23 protein-coding genes are annotated in these 20,249 nt (G+C 73.7%); 15 read left to right on the top strand and 8 right to left on the bottom strand.

Features of this window, described 5'->3' with window-relative positions:
* The first annotated feature begins 188 nt into the window (after positions 1–188).
* Both ctaD and serB read left to right on the top strand, forming a co-directional pair.
* Positions 189–1,955, top strand: a complete 1,767-nt coding sequence (ctaD, locus tag ACI79A_RS08895; protein ID WP_457082130.1) for an aa3-type cytochrome oxidase subunit I — start codon at positions 189–191, stop codon at positions 1,953–1,955.
* A gap of 163 nt (positions 1,956–2,118) precedes the next feature.
* Positions 2,119–3,360 carry a phosphoserine phosphatase SerB gene (serB, locus tag ACI79A_RS08900; protein WP_457082132.1) on the top strand — a complete coding sequence of 414 codons (1,242 nt, stop codon included), beginning with the start codon at positions 2,119–2,121 and terminating at the stop codon, positions 3,358–3,360.
* Positions 3,361–3,550: 190 nt separating this feature from the next.
* Here serB and ACI79A_RS08905 read toward each other — a convergent pair whose 3' ends face one another.
* Positions 3,551–4,120: a nicotinamidase gene (locus ACI79A_RS08905; RefSeq protein ID WP_457082134.1), complete on the bottom strand. Its 570-nt coding sequence runs from the start codon at positions 4,118–4,120 to the stop codon at positions 3,551–3,553.
* Between the two features lie 86 nt (positions 4,121–4,206).
* The gene (locus tag ACI79A_RS08910; RefSeq protein WP_457082136.1) at positions 4,207–5,502 is read right to left on the bottom strand and encodes a nicotinate phosphoribosyltransferase; all 1,296 of its coding nucleotides are present in this window, start codon (positions 5,500–5,502) and stop codon (positions 4,207–4,209) included.
* A gap of 78 nt (positions 5,503–5,580) precedes the next feature.
* On the opposite strand from ACI79A_RS08910, the gene clpS reads away from it, so the two are divergent.
* Both clpS and ACI79A_RS08920 read left to right on the top strand, forming a co-directional pair.
* On the top strand, positions 5,581–5,877 hold the full coding sequence (gene clpS, locus ACI79A_RS08915) for an ATP-dependent Clp protease adapter ClpS (RefSeq protein WP_457082138.1): 297 nt from the start codon (positions 5,581–5,583) through the stop codon (positions 5,875–5,877).
* A complete protein-coding gene (locus tag ACI79A_RS08920) occupies positions 5,874–6,371 on the top strand; it encodes a DUF2017 family protein (RefSeq protein WP_457082140.1) in 498 nt (165 codons plus the stop codon). The genes clpS and ACI79A_RS08920 overlap by 4 nt, the downstream gene beginning before the upstream one ends.
* On the opposite strand, the gene ACI79A_RS08925 is transcribed toward ACI79A_RS08920, so the two are convergent.
* Entirely contained in the window at positions 6,310–6,663 is a 354-nt protein-coding gene (locus ACI79A_RS08925) for a hypothetical protein (protein WP_457082143.1), read from the bottom strand. The two genes, ACI79A_RS08920 and ACI79A_RS08925, sit on opposite strands and share 62 nt — an antisense overlap.
* A gap of 112 nt (positions 6,664–6,775) precedes the next feature.
* Here ACI79A_RS08925 and ACI79A_RS08930 point away from each other — a divergent pair, with 112 nt between their 5' ends.
* The 8 genes from ACI79A_RS08930 (at position 6,776) to ACI79A_RS08965 (ending at position 12,654) form a co-directional block, all read left to right on the top strand.
* Complete coding sequence (locus ACI79A_RS08930) at positions 6,776–7,210, top strand: Mov34/MPN/PAD-1 family protein (protein ID WP_457082145.1); 435 nt, start codon at positions 6,776–6,778, stop codon at positions 7,208–7,210.
* A gap of 215 nt (positions 7,211–7,425) precedes the next feature.
* Entirely contained in the window at positions 7,426–7,704 is a 279-nt protein-coding gene (locus tag ACI79A_RS08935) for a ubiquitin-like small modifier protein 1 (protein WP_153360789.1), read from the top strand.
* 47 nt (positions 7,705–7,751) lie between these two features.
* A complete protein-coding gene (locus tag ACI79A_RS08940; RefSeq protein ID WP_457082147.1) occupies positions 7,752–8,702 on the top strand; it encodes a PLP-dependent cysteine synthase family protein in 951 nt (316 codons plus the stop codon).
* Positions 8,702–9,370: an HAD-IA family hydrolase gene (locus ACI79A_RS08945; protein ID WP_457082149.1), complete on the top strand. Its 669-nt coding sequence runs from the start codon at positions 8,702–8,704 to the stop codon at positions 9,368–9,370. The genes ACI79A_RS08940 and ACI79A_RS08945 overlap by 1 nt, the downstream gene beginning before the upstream one ends.
* Positions 9,371–9,407: 37 nt before the next feature.
* Positions 9,408–10,226: a glutamate racemase gene (gene murI / locus ACI79A_RS08950; protein ID WP_457082151.1), complete on the top strand. Its 819-nt coding sequence runs from the start codon at positions 9,408–9,410 to the stop codon at positions 10,224–10,226.
* Positions 10,223–10,963 (top strand): MBL fold metallo-hydrolase, encoded by a 741-nt coding sequence (locus tag ACI79A_RS08955; protein WP_457082153.1) that lies wholly within the window; start codon positions 10,223–10,225, stop codon positions 10,961–10,963. The genes murI and ACI79A_RS08955 overlap by 4 nt, the downstream gene beginning before the upstream one ends.
* A 139-nt stretch (positions 10,964–11,102) precedes the next feature.
* Positions 11,103–12,053 (top strand): DNA polymerase domain-containing protein, encoded by a 951-nt coding sequence (locus ACI79A_RS08960; protein ID WP_457082155.1) that lies wholly within the window; start codon positions 11,103–11,105, stop codon positions 12,051–12,053.
* A gap of 115 nt (positions 12,054–12,168) precedes the next feature.
* A complete protein-coding gene (locus ACI79A_RS08965; protein ID WP_457082157.1) occupies positions 12,169–12,654 on the top strand; it encodes a DUF4262 domain-containing protein in 486 nt (161 codons plus the stop codon).
* 125 nt (positions 12,655–12,779) lie between these two features.
* Here the strand turns inward: ACI79A_RS08965 and gndA are convergent, their stop codons facing one another.
* The 3 genes from gndA to ACI79A_RS08980 form a co-directional block, all read right to left on the bottom strand.
* Positions 12,780–14,219, bottom strand: a complete 1,440-nt coding sequence (gene gndA, locus ACI79A_RS08970; protein WP_457082159.1) for an NADP-dependent phosphogluconate dehydrogenase — start codon at positions 14,217–14,219, stop codon at positions 12,780–12,782.
* 114 nt (positions 14,220–14,333) lie between these two features.
* A complete protein-coding gene (gene bcp, locus ACI79A_RS08975; RefSeq protein WP_457082161.1) occupies positions 14,334–14,834 on the bottom strand; it encodes a thioredoxin-dependent thiol peroxidase in 501 nt (166 codons plus the stop codon).
* 81 nt (positions 14,835–14,915) lie between these two features.
* Complete coding sequence (locus tag ACI79A_RS08980; protein ID WP_457073944.1) at positions 14,916–15,320, bottom strand: secondary thiamine-phosphate synthase enzyme YjbQ; 405 nt, start codon at positions 15,318–15,320, stop codon at positions 14,916–14,918.
* A gap of 42 nt (positions 15,321–15,362) precedes the next feature.
* Here ACI79A_RS08980 and rph point away from each other — a divergent pair, with 42 nt between their 5' ends.
* Complete coding sequence (gene rph / locus ACI79A_RS08985) at positions 15,363–16,085, top strand: ribonuclease PH (RefSeq protein WP_457082163.1); 723 nt, start codon at positions 15,363–15,365, stop codon at positions 16,083–16,085.
* Positions 16,082–16,690: an RdgB/HAM1 family non-canonical purine NTP pyrophosphatase gene (gene rdgB, locus ACI79A_RS08990; RefSeq protein WP_457082165.1), complete on the top strand. Its 609-nt coding sequence runs from the start codon at positions 16,082–16,084 to the stop codon at positions 16,688–16,690. The genes rph and rdgB overlap by 4 nt, the downstream gene beginning before the upstream one ends.
* A gap of 7 nt (positions 16,691–16,697) precedes the next feature.
* Here the strand turns inward: rdgB and ACI79A_RS08995 are convergent, their stop codons facing one another.
* Together ACI79A_RS08995 and ACI79A_RS09000 are read right to left on the bottom strand one after the other, a co-directional pair.
* On the bottom strand, positions 16,698–17,324 hold the full coding sequence (locus tag ACI79A_RS08995; RefSeq protein WP_457082167.1) for a hypothetical protein: 627 nt from the start codon (positions 17,322–17,324) through the stop codon (positions 16,698–16,700).
* Positions 17,321–19,270 carry a glycosyltransferase gene (locus ACI79A_RS09000; RefSeq protein ID WP_457082169.1) on the bottom strand — a complete coding sequence of 650 codons (1,950 nt, stop codon included), beginning with the start codon at positions 19,268–19,270 and terminating at the stop codon, positions 17,321–17,323. Before ACI79A_RS09000 ends, ACI79A_RS08995 begins: the two co-directional genes overlap by 4 nt.
* Before the next feature lie 193 nt (positions 19,271–19,463).
* On the opposite strand from ACI79A_RS09000, the gene ACI79A_RS09005 reads away from it, so the two are divergent.
* On the top strand, positions 19,464–20,081 hold the full coding sequence (locus ACI79A_RS09005) for a TasA family protein (RefSeq protein WP_457082171.1): 618 nt from the start codon (positions 19,464–19,466) through the stop codon (positions 20,079–20,081).
* Positions 20,082–20,249 lie beyond the last annotated feature (168 nt).

The following is a 20,249-nucleotide window of genomic DNA, read 5'->3' on the forward strand; positions in this document are numbered from 1 at the left end:
CCCGATCAGGTGACCGTGCACCTGCCGGTCGTGCACGGCTGACCAGCGCGAACGCGAGAGTGCCCGGCGGGCGGGGTGGCGAGGGTGACCGGCACCGCCGGACCGCTCGGTGGAGCGATTCGGCGGCACGCCGCACCGAGTCCCTCTCCGGTCGCGGCGGCCCGGACGCGACCGTCTAAGCTCCGAGCGTGACGATCGCACCCGCCCCGATCGTGAGCCGGCCCAGCCCGGCCCACGAGGCCGAGAAGGGGTCGCGGCTCCTGGGTCTGCTGCGCACCACCGACCACAAGACCATCGGCCTGATGTACACCGTCACGGCGTTCATCTGGTTCTTCGTCGGTGGTTTCATGGCGCTGCTGATGCGTGGCGAGCTGGCCCGGCCCGAGCTGCAGTTCCTCTCGCCCGAGCAGTACAACCAGCTGGTCACGATGCACGGCACGATCATGCTGCTGTTCTTCGCGACACCGATGTTCTTCGCCTTCGCGAACCTGATCATGCCGTTGCAGCTGGGCGCCCCCGACGTCGCCTTCCCGCGGTTGAACGCCTTCTCCTACTGGCTGTTCCTGTTCGGGTCGATGCTCGCGGTCTCGGGCTTCCTCACCCCTGGTGGCGCCGCCGACTTCGGCTGGTACGCCTACACCCCGCTGTCCACCGGTGCGCACAGCCCGGGCGCCGGCGGTGACCTGTGGATCACCGGGCTCGCGGTCAGTGGTCTGGGCACCATCCTCGGTGGGGTCAACTTCATCGCCACCATCGTCTGCCTCCGGGCCCCGGGGCTGACGATGTTCCGGATGTCGATCTTCACCTGGGGTGCGCTGACCACCAGCATCCTGATCCTGCTCGCCTTCCCGATCCTGACCGCGGCGCTGTTCGCGCTGCTGGCCGACCGGCACCTGGGCGCGCAGATCTACACGCCGGAGAACGGCGGGCCGATGCTGTGGCAGCACCTGTTCTGGTTCTTCGGTCATCCCGAGGTCTACATCATCGCGCTGCCGTTCTTCTCGATCATCAGCGAGGTCATCCCGGTCTTCAGCCGGAAGCCGCTGTTCGGCTACAAGGGCATGATCTTCGCCCTGATCGGGATCACCGCGCTGTCGCTGGCGGTGTGGGCGCACCACATGTTCGCCACCGGTGCGGTGCTGCTGCCCTTCTTCGCCTTCCTGACGTACCTGATCGCCATCCCGACCGGCATCAAGTTCTTCAACTGGATCGGCACCATGTGGCGGGGCCAGATCACCTTCGAGACGCCGATGCTGTTCTCGATGGGCTTCCTGATCACCTTCCTGCTGGGTGGTCTGACCGGCGTCCTGCTGGCCAGCCCGCCGCTGGACTGGCACGTCAACGACAGCTACTTCGTCGTCGCCCACTTCCACTACGTGGTCTTCGGCACCGTGGTGTTCGCCGCCTACGCGGGGCTGTACTTCTGGTTCCCGAAGATGTGCGGCCGGATGATGGACGAGCGGGTCGGCAAGCTGCACTTCTGGCTGACCTTCGTCGGCTTCCACGCCACGTTCCTCATCCAGCACTGGCTGGGCAACGCGGGCATGCCGCGCCGGTACGCCGACTACCTGGGCACCGATGCCGGAGGCGCCTTCACCTGGATGCACACGGTCTCCACGATCGGGTCGTTCATCCTGGGTGCCTCGGTGATCCCCTTCGTCTACAACGTCGTCAAGTCCTGGAAGCACGGCCGGCTCGCGCTGCGCGACGACCCCTGGGGCCACGGCAACTCGCTGGAGTGGGCGACCTCGTCCCCGCCGCCGCGGCACAACTTCGTCGAGATCCCGCGGATCCGTTCGGAGCGCCCGGCGTTCGAGCTGCACTACCCGCACCTGATCGAGCAGCTCGAGACCGAGAAGCACGCCGGCAAGCGGCACGAGCCGTACGCCGGGGTCAGCAACGTGGGCCTCACCGGCGGCAAGCGCGAGGGCGAGCGCGACACCGACTTCACCTGATCGAGGACCCCGTCCTCCTCATCCCTCGCAAGCTCGGGACGAGCCTCTGGACGGGGCCGGGAAAGACAGCGTGAGCGACGCCCCGTCGGCCTTCGGGCCGGCGGGGCGTCGGCGTTCCGGGGGACCACGCAGCGCGGCGGGGACCATCCGGCACGATGACCGGGTGACCGACCGAGCCGCTGCTCCCGTGCTGCCCGAGGCCTCCCCGGACACCCGTCCTGGTGCGCTGCTGACCGTCACCGGGGCGGACCGCCCCGGGGTCACCGCCGCGCTCTTCGCCGCGCTGGCCGAGCTCGGCACCCCGGTCGAGGTCGTCGACGTCGAACAGGTCGTGGTGCACGGCCAGCTCGTGCTCGGCGTGTTCGTCGGGCCTGCCGGTGAAGCCGCGGACCCTCACCACCTGGCCGACCGGATCCGCCCGCTGACCGATCGGGTGGCGGCGCAGACCGGGGTGCAGATCACCGTCGAACCCTCGGGTGGCGCGGGCCCCGGCTCCCGGGCGGCCCGCCACCACGTCACCGTGCTCGGCCGCCCCGTGCCCCCGGCTGCCGTCGCCGGGGCGGCCCGGGCCATCGCCGGCGTCGGGGGCAACATCGAGGCCATCCGCAGGCTGTCGGACTACCCGGTGACCAGCTTCGAGCTGACCGTCTCCGGCGGCGAGCCGACCGAGCTGCGCACGGCGCTGGCCACCGTGGCCGCCGAGACCGGCACGGACGTCGCCGTCGAGCGGATCGGGCTGGCCCGCCGCAGCAAGCGGCTCATCGTGCTCGACGTCGACTCCACGCTGGTCCGCGGCGAGGTCATCGACGAGCTCGCGGCCCGCGCCGGCCGCGCCGCCGAGGTCGCGCGGATCACCGCCGCCGCGATGAACGGCGAACTGGACTTCGAGCAGTCGCTCCGGGCCCGGGTGGCCGTGCTGGCCGGGCTGCCGGCCGGCGTGCTCGACGAGGTGCGGGAGCACCTGGTGCTCACCCCCGGCGCGCGCACGCTCATCCGTACGCTGCAACGGCTCGGCTTCCGCTGCGGGATCGTCAGCGGCGGCTTCAGCCAGATCACCGACCCGCTGGCCGAGTCCCTCGGGCTGGACTTCGCCGCCGCCAACACCCTCGAGGTCGTCGACGGTCGGCTCACCGGCGGGCTGGTCGGCGAGGTCGTCGACCGGGCGGGGAAGGCGCGGGCGCTGGCCCGGTTCGCCGCCGAGCACGGCATCCCGCTGGAGCAGACCGTCGCCGTCGGCGACGGCGCGAACGACCTGGACATGCTCAACGCCGCCGGCCTGGGCATCGCCTTCAACGCCAAGCCGTTCGTCCGGGAGAAGGCGCACGCCGCGCTCAACCAGCCCTACCTGGACGCCGTGCTCCAGGTGCTCGGCTTCACCCGGGACGAGGTCCTCGACGCGGTGTAGGACTGTGCTCCCGGTCGGCCTACCGGCCTCCACCGCGGCCAGGTGCCGTGCCCCGGCTGCGTTGAGCCGTTGCCCGTGTCCCGGTCGGGAGCCTCCGGCCCCGCGACCGGAACACGGATGCGGCTCGCGCCGCAGGCGTACGTACCCGTGCGCGCGTTCCTCGTGATCCGTTCCGCGTGCCCGGGGAGCCTTAGGCCGGGCGGGTGAGCTCGCCCTCGAGGTGGACGCCGGCGGTGCGCAGCTGCTCGAGGGCGGCCTCGGTGCTGGCCTGCGAGACGCCGGCGGTCAGGTCGAGCAGCACGCGGGTGCGGAACCCGGAGGCGACGGCGTCCAGCGCGGTGGCCCGCACGCAGTGGTCGGTGGCGATGCCGACCACGTCCACCTCGTCGACGTCGTGCGCCCGCAGCCAGTCGGCCAGGCCCACGCCGTCGCTGGTGCCCTCGAAACCCGAGTAGGCCGCGGCGTACTCGCCCTTGTCGAACACCGCCTCGATCGGCCGGCGGTCCAGCCGGGAATGCAGCTCGACGCCGGGTGTGCCGACCACGCAGTGCGGCGGCCAGCTCTCCAGGAAGTCCGGCTGCTCGGCGAAGTGGTTCCCCGGGTCGACGTGGTGGTCGCGGGTGGCGACGACGTGCGCGTAACCGGCCTGCGCCACGTGCGCGCTCACCGCCTGCGCGACCGCCTCCCCACCGCTGACCGCGAGGCTGCCGCCCTCGCAGAAGTCGTTCTGCACGTCCACGACGATCAGGGCTCGGGTCATCCCCCCATCTTGCCCCGGCCCCGTCCAGAGGCTCGCCCCGAGCTCGCGAGGGGTGAGGGGGACGGGGTCCTCCGAGTGGTCCTTCTTCAGTCGGTGACGGTGTCGATCGCCGGCTCACCGCGCATCAGCGAGAGGGCCTCGGTCGGCAGGGTCTCGCGGAGCGCGCGGTGCCGGTCGCGGGCCGCGGCCAGCGCCTCGGCGGGGGAGCGGTGGTCGACCAGCTCGCCTTGCCGCACCAGCGGCACCAGCAGGTCGCGGTCGCCGTCGCGGGGGGTGACCGAGCCTGCGCTGACCACCTCGGCGGTCGCCGTCCCGTCGGCGTCGTGCCGGCGGACGGCGTGCTTGCGGCCACCCACCGACCGCTTTCCCTCGGAGTTCTTCGCCACCGGGACGCCGTCCCGCTCCACGAGCTTGTAGACCATCCCGACGGTCGGGGAGCCCGACCCGGTCACCAGCGAGGTGCCCACGCCGTACCCGTCGACCGGGGCGGCCGCGAGCGCGGCGATCGCGTACTCGTCCAGGTCGCTGGTGACGATCACCTTCGTCTCCGTCGCGCCCAGGGAGTCCAGCAGCTCCCGGGCCCGGGTGGCCTGGACCGTGAGGTCACCGGAGTCCAGCCGGACCGCGCCCAGCCCGGTTCCGGCCACGTCGATGGCCGTGCGGATGCCCTGCTCGACGTCGTAGGTGTCCACCAGGAGGGTGGTGCCGACGCCGAGGGCGTCCAGCTGCGCGCGGAACGCGGCGGCCTCGTCGTCGTGCAGCAGGGTGAACGCGTGGGCGCTGGTGCCGGTGGTGGGGATGCCGTAGCGGGCGCCGGCGGCGAGGTTCGACGTCGCGGCGAATCCGACCAGCGCGGCGGCCCGGGCGGCTGCGACCGCGGCCTCCTCGTGGGTGCGCCGGGAGCCCATCTCGATGCAGGGCCGCCCGCACGCCGCGCCGACCATCCGGGCGCCGGCGGAGGCGATCGCGCTGTCGTGGTTGAGGATCGACAGCGCCAGCGTCTCCAGGAGCACCGCCTCGCCGAACGGGGCCCGCACGGTGAGCACCGGGGAGCCGGGGAAGTACAGGTCACCCTCGGCGTAGCCGTCGATGTCCCCGGTGAACCGGAAGTCGGCCAGCCAGGCGAGCAGTCGCGGGTCGTCGACCCCCTGGGCACGGACCGCCGCCAGCTCGGCGTCGCCGAACCGGAAGCCGGCCAGCATCTCCAGCAGCCGGCCGGTGCCCGCGACCACGCCGTACCGCCGTCCGTGCGGCAGCCGGCGGGCGAACACCTCGAACACGCAGTCGCGCTCGGCCGTGCCGTCGGCCAGGGCGGCGGCCAGCATCGTGAGCTCGTAGCGGTCGGTGAGCAGCGCAGGGCTCAGCTGCGGGGTCGGCGGCATGGACAGGCACGATAGGTGCCGGTGGTCCGGGCCGCTCCCCGGCGTCGTCCGGCAGCGTCGTCGTCCTAGAGTGGCGTCGTGGCCGGACCGCTCGCTCCTGAACGGGTCCCCGGGGCCACGGCGGAGACCGTGGCCGAGGTCGACCGTCCCTGGGTGACGATCGTCTGGGACGACCCGGTCAACCTGATGACCTACGTGACCTTCGTGCTCCAGGAGCTCTTCGGCTACGACGAGGCGACGGCGACGGAGCTGATGCTGCAGGTGCACCACGAGGGCAAGGCGATCGTCAGCTCCGGCCCGCGGGAGCGGATGGAGCACGACACCAACCGACTGCACGCCTACGGGCTGTGGGCGACCTACCAGCGGGACGCATGAAGCCCTTCCGTCGCAAGGGGGACGAGGTGGTGGCCCGGCTGGTCGACGCCGAGGCCGGCATCGTCACGCTGCTGCTGGACCAGCTGGAGCAGCTGCTGGCGGCCGACCGCGCCGACACCGGCGGTGACCCGGTGGTCGAGCGGCTGCTCCCGCCGGGCAACGTCGACGACCCGGAGATCGCCGCGGACTACCGGGATCTCACCGAGACGGCGCTGCGCGCCGGCAAGGCCGACGACCTGGCCACCGTCCGCGCCACCCTGCCACCGGACGGCGGGGAGGTCCGGTTGGACGCCGAGCAGGCCCGCGCCTGGCTGCGCACCACCAACGACCTGCGCCTCGCGCTGGGCACCCGGCTGGGGATCACCGCCGACACCGAGCCGCCGGAGGACGCCGGCGGCGAGCAGGAGCAGCAGCTGGCGGTCTACTACTGGCTCACCGCCGTGCAGGGTTCCCTCGTCGACGCGCTGGTGGCCGGGTCAGGCGGCCGACGGTAGCCAGCACCAGCAGCGCCACGAGCAGGTCGGCGACGAAGAAGACGTAGACCAGGCTGTGCACCTGCACGTCCTGGGCGATCGCACCGATGCAGGCCACCAGGGTGACCGCGGAGAGCGCGGCCAGCAGGAGCAAGCCGACCAGCCGCCCGAGCACCACCAGGACCAGCTCGATCCGGTCGCTGCGCTCGTCGGTCGCCCGCCCGCTGCGGTGCAGGAGCCGCATGCTGCCGAGGACCAGCGCCGGCAGGGGGACGAGCACCACCCCGACCACCATCAGCACCTCGATCACCACGGTCGACGACGTTAGCGGTCGGCCACCCGCGCGGCACAGTCCGTTCCCCTGCCCGTCACCCCAGGTGGGGTCCGGGAAACCCGGCCGCGACCGTCGGCCTAGGATGACCGGCGTGCTGCGCATCGACCGCGCGACCTACGACGCCATCGTGGCCCACGCCCGGGCAGACCACCCGGACGAGGCCTGCGGCGTCGTGGCCGGGCCCGAGGGCTCCGACCGCCCCGAGCGGCACATCCCGATGCTCAACGCGGCGCGCTCGCCGACGTTCTACGAGTTCGACAGCGGCGACCTGCTGAGGCTGTACCGGGAGATGGACGACCGCGACGAGGTCCCCGTCGTCATCTACCACTCGCACACCGCCACCGAGGCCCGCCCCTCGCGCACCGACATCAGCTACGCCTCCGAGCCCGAGGCGCACTACGTGCTGGTCTCCACCCGCGAGCACGGTGCGCAGACCGGGCTGGCCGGCGACGACGTCGAGTTCCGCAGCTTCCGCATCGTCGACGGCCAGGTCACCGAGGAGGACGTCGAGGTGGTCGGCCCGTGACCGTCGAGTCCTGCCTGTTCGGCCACTCGCCGACCGTCGTCGTCTACGAGTAAGGGCCTCGCTGCACCCCCACGCCTCGCACCTCGGCGCGGGCCCTGCAGCGAGGCCGGAGCGCGGTCGGAATCTCCGGCTGCGCAGCGGCGTTCCCCCCAGCAGTCGTCCTTGCGCGCCCTGCGCGCCCCCTGTGTCAACCCGCGAGAAGGAGTTCCCCTGCCATGGCCATCGAGGTCCGGATCCCGACCATCCTGCGCACCCACACCGGCGGCAACAAGACCGTCGAGGGGTCCGGCGACACCCTCGGTGCGCTCGTCGACGACCTCGACTCGCAGCACCCCGGCCTCAAGGGCCGCCTGGTGACCGAGGAGGGCAAGCTGCACCGGTTCGTCAACGTCTACGTCAACGACGAGGACGTGCGCTTCACCGGTGCGCTGGACACCGCCGTCAAGGACGGCGACTCGGTGACGATCCTCCCGGCGGTCGCCGGCGGCTGCTGAGCGGCTCCACCGCCCGGCACCCCACCCCGTCTCCCGGAAGAGTCCCCATGGCCCGCTTCTCCTCCCTCGTCGAGAGCCTCGGCAACACCCCGCTGGTCGGGCTGCCGCGGTTGTCGCCCACCGCCGACGTCCGGCTGTGGGCCAAGCTCGAGGACCACAACCCCACCGGGTCGATCAAGGACCGGGCCGCCATCTCGATGATCGAGGCGGCGGAGAAGGAGGGGAAGCTGCGGCCGGGGGCGACCATCCTGGAGCCCACCAGCGGCAACACCGGGATCTCCCTGGCGATGGTGGCCCGGCAGCGCGGGTACAAGCTGATCTGCGTCATGCCGGAGAACACCTCGATCGAGCGGCGCCAGCTGCTGGAGATGTACGGCGCGCAGATCATCAGCTCTCCGGCCGCCGGTGGCAGCAACCAGGCCGTCGCCGTCGCCAAGGGCCTGGCCGCCGAGCACGACGACTGGGTGATGCTCTACCAGTACGGCAACCCGGCCAACGCCGAGGCGCACTACACCGGCACCGGCCCGGAGATCCTCGCCGACCTGCCCTCGATCACGCACTTCGTCGCCGGCCTGGGCACCACCGGCACCCTGATGGGCGTCTCCCGCTTCCTGCGGGAGCAGAAGCCCGGTGTCCAGGTGATCGCCGCCGAGCCGCGCTACGGGGAGCTCGTCTACGGGCTGCGCAACATCGACGAGGGGTTCATCCCCGAGCTCTACGACCCCGAGCTGCTCGACGGCCGCTTCTCCGTCGGCCCGGACGACGCGGTGCACCGCACCCGCCAGCTGGTCGAGAAGGAGGGGATCTTCGCCGGCATCTCCACCGGCGCGATCCTGCACGCCGCGCTCGGTGTCGCCGACAAGGAGGTCGCGGCCGGCCGCCGGGCCGACATCGTCTTCGTCGTCTGCGACGGCGGCTGGAAGTACCTCTCCACCGGCGCCTACGCCGGCACGCTGGAGGAGGCCACCGCCGCGCTGGACGGGCAGCTCTGGGCCTGATGGCGGATCCGCAGGACGCCCTGACCCTGCCCGCGCGCGGGCTGCTCTTCGACAACGACGGCGTGCTCGTCGACTCCGAGGTCAGCGTCGTCACCTCCTGGCGTCGCTGGGCGAAGGACCTCGGGCTCGACCCGGACGAGGTCATGGCCGCCGTCCCCGGCCGTCGCGCCGCGGACACCGTGGCGCTGTTCGTGCCGGCCGACCAGGTCGCCGCGGCGGTGGCCACCGTCACCCGCTTCGAGCTGGAGGGCGCCGGGAGCACCGCGGCGGTGCCCGGGGTGCTGGACCTGGTGCCGCAGCTGACCGGCGTCGCCTGGGCGGTGGTCACCTCCGGCGTCCACGAGCTCGCCACCGCCCGGCTGCGTGGCGCCGGGGTCGCCCTGCCCGACGTGCTCGTCACCGCGGAGGACGTCGCCGCGGGCAAGCCCGACCCCGAGCCCTACCTCACCGGGGCGGCGCGGCTGGGCATCGACCCCGCCGACCTGATCGTGCTGGAGGACAGCCCCAGCGGCGTGGCCGCCGGTCTCGCCGCCGGGTGCACCGTCCTCGGCATCGGCGAGCCGGCGCTGCAGACCGCGGCGACCGCCGTCGTCCGGGACCTGACCGGAGCCCGCTGGACCGGCGCCGGGCTGCAGCTGCCCGGCGACGCGCTGCTGCGGCGGCCCTGACCGGGCCGTCGGTGCCGGCGGCTAGCCTGACTGCGCCATGAGAACCGCTGCCCCCGCCGATGCCCCGATCGGCATCTTCGACTCGGGGGTGGGTGGGCTCACCGTCGCGCGGGCGGTGCTCGACCAGCTGCCACACGAGTCGATCCGCTACCTGGGCGACACGGCGCACACGCCATACGGTCCCCAGCCGATCGCCGACGTGCGCCGCCACTCCCTGGCCGCGATGGACCGGCTGGTCTCCGACGGGGTCAAGATGCTGGTCATCGCCTGCAACTCGGCCAGCGCCGCCTGCCTGGGTGATGCCCGGGAGCGCTACGACGTCCCGGTCGTGGAGGTCGTCCTGCCGGCGGTCCGCCGCGCCACCGCGGCCACCCGGAACGGCCGGGTGGGGGTGATCGCCACCCAGGCCACCGTCACCAGCGGCGCCTACGAGGACGCGTTCGCCGCCGCCCCGCAGCTCACCGTCACCAGCGCAGCCTGCCCCAGCTTCGTCGACTTCGTCGAGCGCGGCGTCACCAGCGGCCGGCAGCTGGTCGGCCTCGCGCAGTCCTACCTCGACCCGCTGCTGGCCGCCGGGGTCGACACCGTGGTGCTCGGCTGCACCCACTACCCACTGCTCACCGGCGTGCTGTCGCTGGTGCTCGGCGAGGAGGTCACGCTGGTGTCCAGTGCCGAGGAGACCGCCAAGGACGTGTACCGGGTGCTCACCCGCACCGACCTGCTGCGCGACCCCGAGGGGCCGCCGCCGGAGCACCGGTTCCTGGCCACCGGCGACCCGGAGCCCTTCGCCCGGCTCGGGCGGCGCTTCCTCGGTCCCGAGATGGAGACCGTGGCCCGGGCCGGGGAGGCCGCATGAGGCTCACCGTCATCGGCTGCGCCGGGAGCGCACCCGGCCCGGCCTCGCCGGCCTCCTGCTACCTGGTCGAGCACGACGAGTTCGTGCTGCTGCTCGACCTGGGCAACGGGTCGTTTGGCTCCCTGCTGGCGCTCCGCGACCCGACCGAGGTCGACGCCGTCTACCTGTCGCACCTGCACGCCGACCACTGCCTGGACGCCGCGCCGTTCATCGTCTGGCACCGCTATTCCGGGCAGTCCGACGGCCGGGCCGTACCGCTGTACGCGCCGGTCGGCGCCGACCGGCGGCTGGCCGCGGCCTACGACGCCGACGGCGGTCCCATCGACGACGTCTTCGACGTCACGCCCGTCGGCCCGGGGAGCTGGACGATCGGGCCGTTCGAGGTGACGACGGCGCGCACCGCCCACCCGGTGGAGTGCTACGCGGTGCGGCTCACCGCGGGTGGCCGCTCGCTGGTCTACACCGGCGACACCGGCCCGTCCGAGGCAGTGGTGGAGCTGGCCCGGGGCGCCGACGTGCTGCTGGCCGAGGCCGCCTACGCCGAGGGCCCCGACCTGCCCCCCGGGCTGCACCTCACCGGCCGGCAGGCCGGCGAGCACGCGGCCGCGGCCGGGGTGGGGCGGCTGCTGGTCACCCACGTGCCCGCCTGGGTCGACGCCGACGCGCAGCTGGCCGCCGCCCGGTCGGTGTTCCCGAACACCGAGCTCGCCCGGCACGCCGCCGTCCACGACATCTGAGCCACTCACCGCTGCTCGCGCACGGGATCAGGTGAGCTGATCGTGCCTGCTCCTGGCTCAGCTCCTGAGGCGAGCCAGGAGCACGTGCGTCGAGCCAGGACCGGTTGCCTCCGTTGCCGCCGCACGGCACGGTGACGGGATGGCCGAGGAGGAGCGGGACGGCGTTCGGCTGAGCAGCCTGGACACAGCCCTGGGCGACGGTCTCGAGGTGACCAAGCGCGATCTGGTCGACCACTACGACGCCTTCGCCGACCGGCTCGTCCCGCTGCTGAGCGGCCGGCCGCTGACGATCAAGAGAGTGCGGCCCGGTGCGGCCCCCTTCATCCAGCGCGACGTCCCCAAGGGCGCTCCGGACTGGGTGCGCACCGTGGCGACCTGGTCCGACCGTGCCCACCGCGAGGTGCACCAGGTGCTGTGCGAGGACCGCCGGACGCTGCTGTGGCTGGCCAACCAGCGGGCGGTGGAGCTGCACGTGCCCTTCGGCCGGGTGGGGGAGGACGAGCCCACCGGGCTGGTGCTCGACCTGGACCCGCCCGACGGCGCCGACTTCGCCGCCGTCGTCGCCGTGGCGCGGCTGGCCCGGCGTGCGCTCGCCGACGGCGGGCTGGCGGGTGCGGTGAAGACCAGCGGCTCCACCGGGCTGCACGTCGTCGTCCCCGTGCACGGCTCCCCGCCGGAGGACGTCGCCGCGGCCACCCGGGCGCTCGCGGCGCGCACCGAGCGGCTCGACCCGGCGGTGGCGACCACCGCCTACGTCGTCGCCGAACGGGGTGGCCGGGTGTTCGTCGACTCGACCCGCTCCGGCCGGGGCACGGTCGCGGCCGCCTACAGCCCGCGGGCACGACCCGGCCTGCCGGTGTCGACGCCGGTCGCGTGGGACGACCTGGACGACGTCCGGCCCGGCGACGTCACCGTGCGCACCGCGCAGGAGCGGATCGGCGACGGCGACCCGTGGGCGGCCACGCTGCCCGAGCCCCAGGAGCTGCCGGCGGACCTGGTGGCCGAGGGCCACACCATCCCGGTGGCCCGGGTCGCCGCGATGCACGAGGGGAAGCGCCGGGCCCGCGCCGCCGGGCGGCCGGGCGGTTGACCGGCCGCAGCACACACCTCTGACAGCCCGGGAGCCCGTCCACAGCGCGGCGGTCCTCCACAGGCGGAAGCGGCGCCGGCAGCGGGCCGTCGCCGGTCGGCGACAGGCTCAGCGCATGACGACCGATCCGCAGGTGACCGCCTGGCTCGACCAGGAGGACACCCACCTCTCCCAGCTCATCCGCACCCACCGGTGGGCGGTGCAGTACGTCGGGCCGGGTGACGACCCGGACGAGCCGCCGTTCGGCTACACCGTCGGCCTGTTCGGCCTGGGCCACCCGGAGCTCGTGGTCGTCGGCCTTGGCCACCCGAACACCCACGCGATCCTGGAGCGGGTGGCCGGGCTGGTCGCCGACGGGCGCGACCTGGTGCCCGGGGAACTGCTCACCTTCCCCGAGCGGCCCGACGGGCTGGTCGTCGAGCAGGTGCCCAACCCCGGCGACGTCCTGTTCACGGCCAACCGCCACTACCGGCGGCCGGACGAGGCGTCGGTGCCCGCGTTCCAGCTCACCTGGCAGCACCCCGACGGCACCTTCCCCTGGGACCCGGCGTACCGGTGCGGCCCGCACTGCCAGCCCCGGCCCGGCACCTGGCGGGCGTGACCCCGGTGCCCGCGCCCCGGTCCGGTCGCGGACCACGACGACGTCGGTCCGCCCTGACCTGCGGAGGGCGGCAGCGCCCGGTCGTCGGGCGTCCCGCTCCCGGGGACGCTCCGACGACCGCGCGCTCAGGAGGTCTGCACCTCGCGGCCGTCCTCGCCCCACATCGTGTGGAACGAGCCCTCGGCGTCCACCCGGCGGTAGGTGTGCGCGCCGAACAGGTCGCGCAGTCCCTGGATCAGCGCCGCCGGGAGCCGCTCGGCCCGCAGCCCGTCGTAGTAGGCCAGCGCGCTGGCGAACCCGGGCACCGGCACCCCGTGCCGGGCGGCCCCGGCGACGACCTGCCGCCACGCCTCCTGGCCCTCGCTGACCGCACCGCGGAAGTAGTCGTTGGTCAGCAGGGTCGTGACGTCGGGCTCGTCGGTGTACACCTGCGCGATCCGGTCGAGGAACTTCGCGCGGATGATGCAGCCGCCCCGCCAGATCCTGGCCAGCGCGGCGCGGTCGATGTCCCAGCCGTGCTGGTCGGCGCCGGCGGTGATCTGGTCGAACCCCTGCGCGTAGGCGACCACCTTCGACGCGTAGAGCGCCTGCCGCACCGACTCGATGAAGGCGTCCCGGTCGGCGACCTGCTCGTCCCACTCCCGGCCGGGACCGGGGAGCACCCGCTGGGCGGCCTGCCGCTGCTCGCGGTGGCCGGACAGCGCCCGGGCGAACACCGCCTCGGCGATGCCGCTCACCGGAACGCCCAGGTCGAGCGCCGACTGCACCGTCCAGCGCCCGGTGCCCTTCTGCTCGGCCTCGTCCAGCACGACGTCGACGAACGGCTTCCCCGTCCGGGCATCGGTGTGCCGCAGCACCTCGGCGGTGATCTCGATCAGGTAGCTGTCCAGGTCACCCTCGTTCCACGAGGAGAAGACGTCACCGATCTCGGCGGGCGAGAGCTGGAGCCCCTGGCGCAGCAGGTCGTAGGCCTCGGCGATCAGCTGCATGTCGGCGTACTCGATGCCGTTGTGCACCATCTTCACGAAGTGCCCGGCGCCGCTCTCGCCGACGTGGGTGCAGCACGGCTCCCCGTCGACGACGGCGGCGATCGACTCCAGCAGCGGGCCGACCAGCTCGTACGCCTCCGCCGAGCCGCCCGGCATGATGCTCGGCCCGTTGAGCGCGCCCTCCTCGCCGCCGCTGATCCCGGTGCCGACGAAGTGGATGCCCTGGGCGCTGAGCGCCTCGGTGCGGCGGATGGTGTCGGTGAACCGGGCGTTGCCGCCGTCCATCAGCACGTCGCCCGCCTCCAGCAAGGGGGCGATCTCGTCGACCACGGCGTCGGTGGCCGCACCGGCCTGCACCATGACGATCACCTTGCGCGGGCGCTGCAGGGCCCCGACGAACTCGGCCATCGAGCCGGTGGGCACGAAGTCGCCCTCGCTGCCGTGCTGCTCGACGAGGGCGTCGGTGCGCCCCCTGCTGCGGTTGTGCAGCACCACCTGGTGGCCGTGCCGGGCCAGGTTGCGCGCCAGGTTCGCGCCCATGACAGCCAGCCCGGTGACGCCGATCTGATCGCTCATGCGCGGAACCCTGCCGCATCGGACCGGTCGCTGCCAGGCCCTGCCAGCCCCCCGGCTCGGTTCTCCTGCAGGGGCCCGACGCGAGTTCGCGAGCGGTGGGGGGCAGGAGGGTCCTTACGCGATGCCGAGGTCGCGGCGCAGCTTGGCCACGTGCCCGGTCGCCTTCACGTTGTACGCGGCCTTCTCGATCCGCCCCTCGGCGTCGACGACGAAGGTCGAGCGGATCACCCCGACGACCTCCTTGCCGTACAGCTTCTTCGGGCCGTAGGCGCCGTAGGCGGTGAGGACCTGCTTCTCCGGGTCGGACAGCAGGGTGATCGACAGCGACTCCTGCTCGCGGAAGCGGTGCAGCTTCTCCGGGGCGTCGGGGGAGATGCCGATGATCTCCAGCCCCGCCTCGGCCAGGTCGCCGGCGGCGGCGGTGAAGTCGACGGCCTGGGTGGTGCAGCCCGGGGTCAGCGCCGCCGGGTAGCAGTAGACGATGACCCGACGGCCGCGGTAGGACGCCAGCGACACCGGGGTGCCGTCGGCGTCGGGGAGGGTGAACTCCGGCGCCGGGTCACCGGGCGCGAGGCGGACGGGGGCGACGTCGGTGACGGGGCCGGTCTCGGTCATGCTGCGCATCGTGCCGCACCCGGGCGACGGTCCCCAAGCGGGCCACCACCGGGCGGGAGCGGAGCTGCTCGGACGGGGTGCTCAGCCGGCCAGGAAGCTGAACCGCACGTGCCGCGACGGGTTGTCGACGTTCGTGTCGACGAAGCAGATCCGCTGCCAGGTGCCCAGCGCGAGGCGGCCCTCGAGCACCGGCACGGTGGCGTGCGGCGGGACGAACGCGGGCAGCACGTGGTCCCGGCCGTGCCCGGCAGCTCCGTGCTTGTGGCGCCACCGGTCGTCGCGGGGGAGCAGCTCGTCCAGCTGGGCCAGCAGGTCGTCGTCGCTGCCCGCGCCGGTCTCGATGATCGCGATGCCGGCGGTCGCGTGCGGGACGAACACCTGCAGCAGCCCGTCGCCCTCGGACCGGACGAACTCCGCGCACTCGTCGGTCAGGTCGACGACGGAGGCCACGCCCCCGGTCCGGACGGCTCGCAGCTCGGAACGCATGCCGCCATGCTGCCGGACGGCGGCCAACTACGCTGCTGACACGTGACCCGCCCCGACGGCCGCAGCGCCGACCAGCTCCGCCCGGTGACCATCACCCGCAACTGGCTCGACCACGCCGAGGGCTCGGTGCTCGTGGAGTTCGGCCGCACCCGCGTGCTCTGCGCCGCCAGCGTCACCGAGGGCGTGCCCCGCTGGCGCCGCGGCTCCGGCCTCGGCTGGGTGACCGCCGAGTACTCGATGCTGCCGCGCGCCACCCACACCCGCAGCGACCGCGAGTCGGTGAAGGGGAAGATCGGTGGCCGGACGCACGAGATCAGCCGGCTGATCGGCCGCTCGTTGCGGGCCAGCATCGACCTGGCCGCGCTGGGGGAGAACAGCATCGCGCTGGACTGCGACGTCCTGCAGGCCGACGGCGGCACCCGCACCGCCGCGATCACCGGCGCCTACGTGGCCCTCGCCGACGCCGTCTCCTGGCTGGGCGAGCGCGGCAAGCTGGCCAGCAGCACCCCGCTGCCGAACTCGGTGGCCGCGGTCAGCGTCGGCGTCATCGACGGCGAGCCCCGCCTGGACCTCGCCTACGAGGAGGACGTCCGGGCCGGCACCGACATGAACGTCGTGTGCACCGGCGACGGCGGCTTCGTCGAGGTGCAGGGCACCGCCGAGGGCGCCGTCTTCGACCGGCCGACGCTGGACGCGCTGCTCGACCTCGCCGTCGCCGGCTGCGCCGAGCTGACCCTGGCGCAGCAGGTGGCGTTGTCGGCATGACGCAGCTGCTGCTCGCCACCCGCAACGCCGGCAAGCTCGCCGAGCTGCAGCGGCTCCTGGCCACCGCCGTCCCCGGGGTGGAGGTGCTCGGCCTGCGCGACGTCGCCGAGTACCCCGAGGCGCCCGAGACCGGAGCCACCTTCGAGGAGAACGCCCTGATCAAGGCGCGCGAGGCGGTGCGGTACACCGGCCTGCCCGCGGTGGCCGACGACTCCGGCCTGGCCGTCGACGCGCTCAACGGGATGCCCGGCATCCTGTCCGCCCGCTGGTCGGGGCGGCACGGCGACGACGACGCCAACACCGCGCTGCTGCTCGGCCAGCTCGCCGACGTGCCCGACGAGCGGCGCGGTGCGGCGTTCGTCTGCGCCGCCGCGCTGGTCACCCCCGAGGGCACCGAGCACGTGCTGCGCGCCGAGTGGCGGGGCGCCGTGATCCACGAGAAGCGCGGCACCAACGGGTTCGGCTACGACCCGGTCTTCGTGCCGGAGGGGCTGGAACTGACGTCGGCGGAGCTGGCGCCGGCGGAGAAGGACGCCCGCAGCCATCGCGGTCAGGCCTTCGCCGCGCTGGTTCCGGTGCTCGCCGAGGTGCTCGGCGCCCGCTGACCGCAGGTCAGCGGGCGCTGCTCCAGCCGATGAACCACAGCGAGAAGGCCGCCAGCGACGGGTGGAAGGCGAGCACGAGGAACGCCGCGAGCACCCGGTCGGTCCGCCAGTAGGTGCGCAGCCGGACGCCGCGGGTCCACAGCCGGCTGCGGTCGCCGGACAGGGCCCGCTGGGCGAGGGCCGCCTCCTCCTCCGCGGTCAGCGACCGCGAGCGGGTGGCCTGCCAGGCCTCGACCCGGGCCCAGCCCGGCGCGAAGCCGCAGGCCAGCGCCAGCGCCGCGGCACCGCCGAGCAACAGCAGCAGACTGGCCTGGTCGAGCACGACCAGTCCGGCTGCGGCCGCCCCGGCGGCGAAGCCGGCCACGGTCACCGCGGCGAACACGAAGACCAGGGCGAGGGTGACCATCAGGATCACGTAGCCGGGGACGAGGACCTCGTCCCAGCTGCGGTCGGTGGCCAGCAGCCCCGCGGTCTGCACGGCCAGGACGGCGGCGCAGGTGGTCAGCACCCGCCGCATGCGCACGCGGGGCAGGTCGGCGGTGGTGGCCAGCCGGGCGCGGGCCTCGGCGAAGCTCGCCGCCTCGGTGGGGGAGGCGTCGGCCCGGGTCATGCCCAGCGGGTTGACGGCGGTCATGCGCGCACCTCCGGCCGGCGGGCCTCGGGCGCGTCGTCGCCCTGCACGTGGCTGGACAGCCCGTGGTTGGTCTTCTCCCAGTAGAACGGTTTGACCAGCAGCTGCCAGAGCGCCTTGTACGAGGCGACCGAGTGCAGCAGCCAGTACAGCGGGGACAGCAGCGCGAACGGCACCAGGCCGTAGGTGCGCCGCTTGAACCCGGCCAGCAGCGACAGGTAGATGATCACGCCGTTGCCCAGCAGCAGGTTCGCGAAGCTGACCTGCACCAGCCACTGGGGCAGCGTGGGCACCAGGACGCCGGGCCGGACCAGCTCGACGACCATGAGCAGGTACAGCCACGGCGTGGCCAGGAACATCAGCGGGGTGCCGCCGATGAGCAGCGCGAACCCGGCCGTCTGGCGGGGGCCGACGCTGCGCAGCAGCCGCCAGGGGTGCCGGGTGTGCACCAGCACGGTCTGCATGTAGCCCTTGATCCAGCGGCTGCGCTGCCGGACCCAGTTGCCGACGGCCATGTTGGCCTCCTCGTACGTCGTCGAGTTGACGACGGCGACGCGGTGGCCGCGGGCGGAGGCGCGGATGCCGAGGTCGGCGTCCTCGGTGACGTTGTAGGGGTCCCAGCCGCCGAGCTCGCGCAGCAGGTCGGTGCGGAAGTGGTTGCTCGTGCCGCCCAGCGGGATCGGCAGCCGGAGCTTGTCCAGGCCGGCGAGCGTGTAGTCGAACCAGGAGGAGTACTCCAGGGTGAACATCCGGGTGAGCAGGTTCTCCCGGGCGTTGAAGTAGTTCAGCGCCGCCTGCACGCAGACCAGGTCGTCCCCACCCTTGCGGAAGGCGACGATCGACTTCTTCAGCTGGTCGGGGTCGGGCCGGTCCTCGGCGTCGTAGATGACCACGTACTCGCCGCGGGCGAAGGTCAGCCCGACGTTGCAGGCCCGCGGTTTCGTCTTGGGCAGCGAGTGCGGGACGACGACGATCCGGACGAGGTCCGGTGGGGCGGCCGCGAGCGCGGCGGTGAGCGTCTCCGGGTCGTCCTCCTCCAGCAGGAGGAGGATCTCCAGCTTCTCCCGCGGGTAGTCCAGGTCGGCGAGGTTGCGCATCAGCAGGCCGACGATCCCGGCCTCCTTGTAGACCGGCACGAGGATCGTGTAGACGGGCAGGTCGTGCTCGTCGAGCGCGGCCACCTCCTCGTCGGTGACCTGCTCGACGGTCTCCCAGGCGGTGCCGACGGTGCTGATCACGGCCTTGGCCCCGACGGCGAGGGCGACGGCGACGTTCACCGTCGCGACCAGGACGACCAGGGTGGCGGGCAGGTCGAGCACGGCGCCGGCGACGAGGACGGCGACCGCCAGGACGGCCCCGACCACCTGCTTGCGCACGAACACCGTGGACGCCGACTCGTCGGGCCGCCGCTCGGCCAGCGACGTGACCGCGTCGTGCACCAGCTCCTCGCGCCAGACCGTGCGCAGCGCCCGCTGGACGTCCCAGTCGGTGGTGACCACCTGGCGCACGCGGTGGATGCCGGTGCGCTGCACGACCTGCTCGGCGATGTGCGCCGACGGCCGGCCGGCGGTGGCCACGACCACCTGCAGCTCGCCCTCGTCGTCCCGCTCGACGCACAGCGGCAGCCAGACCTCGCGGGCCAGCATCGCCGCGGGGAACAGCCGGGCCAGCTCCTCGTCGACGTCGACCGGGTCGACGAAGGCCAGGTCCGCGTCCCACACCTCGGCCAGGGCGACGTACAGCTGGCGGCGGGTGACCCAGCCGCGGGCCAGCACGATCGCACCCAGCGGGGCGCCGACGCGCTGCTGGTGCTCGAGGGCCTCGCCCAGCTGCTCCTCGGTCAGCGCCCCCTGCTCCAGCAGGACGTCGCCCAGCCGTTCGGGCGCGGCGTGCCGGCCACGGCGGCGCCGGGGCGCGGGCACGGCGCCGCCCGGTGCGGAGACTGTCACCTGGGGGTCGTCGGCCTCCGGGGCCCCGGACTGTCGCCGTCCGGGCGGGGCCTCACCCGGTCGGGGGACTCCGTGGCCGGGCGGTGGTCTTGCGGAGTTCTTGCGGTTGCCTGCGGCCGGGCGTGCGGTTGGCCGCCCAGAGTCGGTGCTGTCGGCGGGAGAGCCCCCGACTCGCACCGACCCGAGGAGCACCGTGAACGCGACCCGTACCACCGCCAGCAACGCCCGCCGGACGACCGCCGCCAAGGTCCTCGGCTCCGTCGGGGTCGTCGGCACCGCCGCGCTCGTGGCGGGCCTGGGCACCTTCGGTGGGTTCACCGACAGCACCGACACCGCCGAGGTCGCCGTCGAGTCCGGCGTCGTCTCGATCAACCTGACCGCCGGCGACGGCTCGGCGACCGTGCCGTTCAGCTTCGACGGCGTGGCGCCCGGCTCGTCGGTCACCCGCCCGGTGAACCTGGTCAACGACGGGGACTCGGCGCTCGCCTCGGTGGGCCTGTCGACCGTCGCGACCGCCTCGAGCCTGCTGGACAGCGACGCCACGAACGGGCTGCAGATGTCCGTGCGCTCCTGCTCGGTGGCCTGGACCAGCGACCTGACCTGCGACGGCACCGAGCGCACGCTGCTGGCCGCGGGCCCCGTCGTCCGGACCGCCGACCTGGCCGCCCCGGCCAGCCTGACCGCCGGCGCCACCGACCACCTGGCCGTCACGATGGCGCTGCCCACCTCGGCCGGCGATGCCTTCAAGGCGCAGACCAGCGAGCTCGCGCTCACCTTCACCGCCACCCAGCGCGCCGGCGCCACCCGCTGAGCTCCGCTGCCGCCCGGCCCGTGACCCGGCCGGGCGGCGGTACCGACCGTGGGGGGGGGGGGGGGGGGGGGGGGGGGGGGGGGGGGGGGGGGGGGGGGGGGGGGGGGGGGGGGGGGGGGGGGGGGGGGGGGGGGGGGGGGGGGGGGGGGGGGGGGGGGGGGGGGGGGG

The organism is Modestobacter sp. SYSU DS0657 (genome assembly GCF_054050925.1).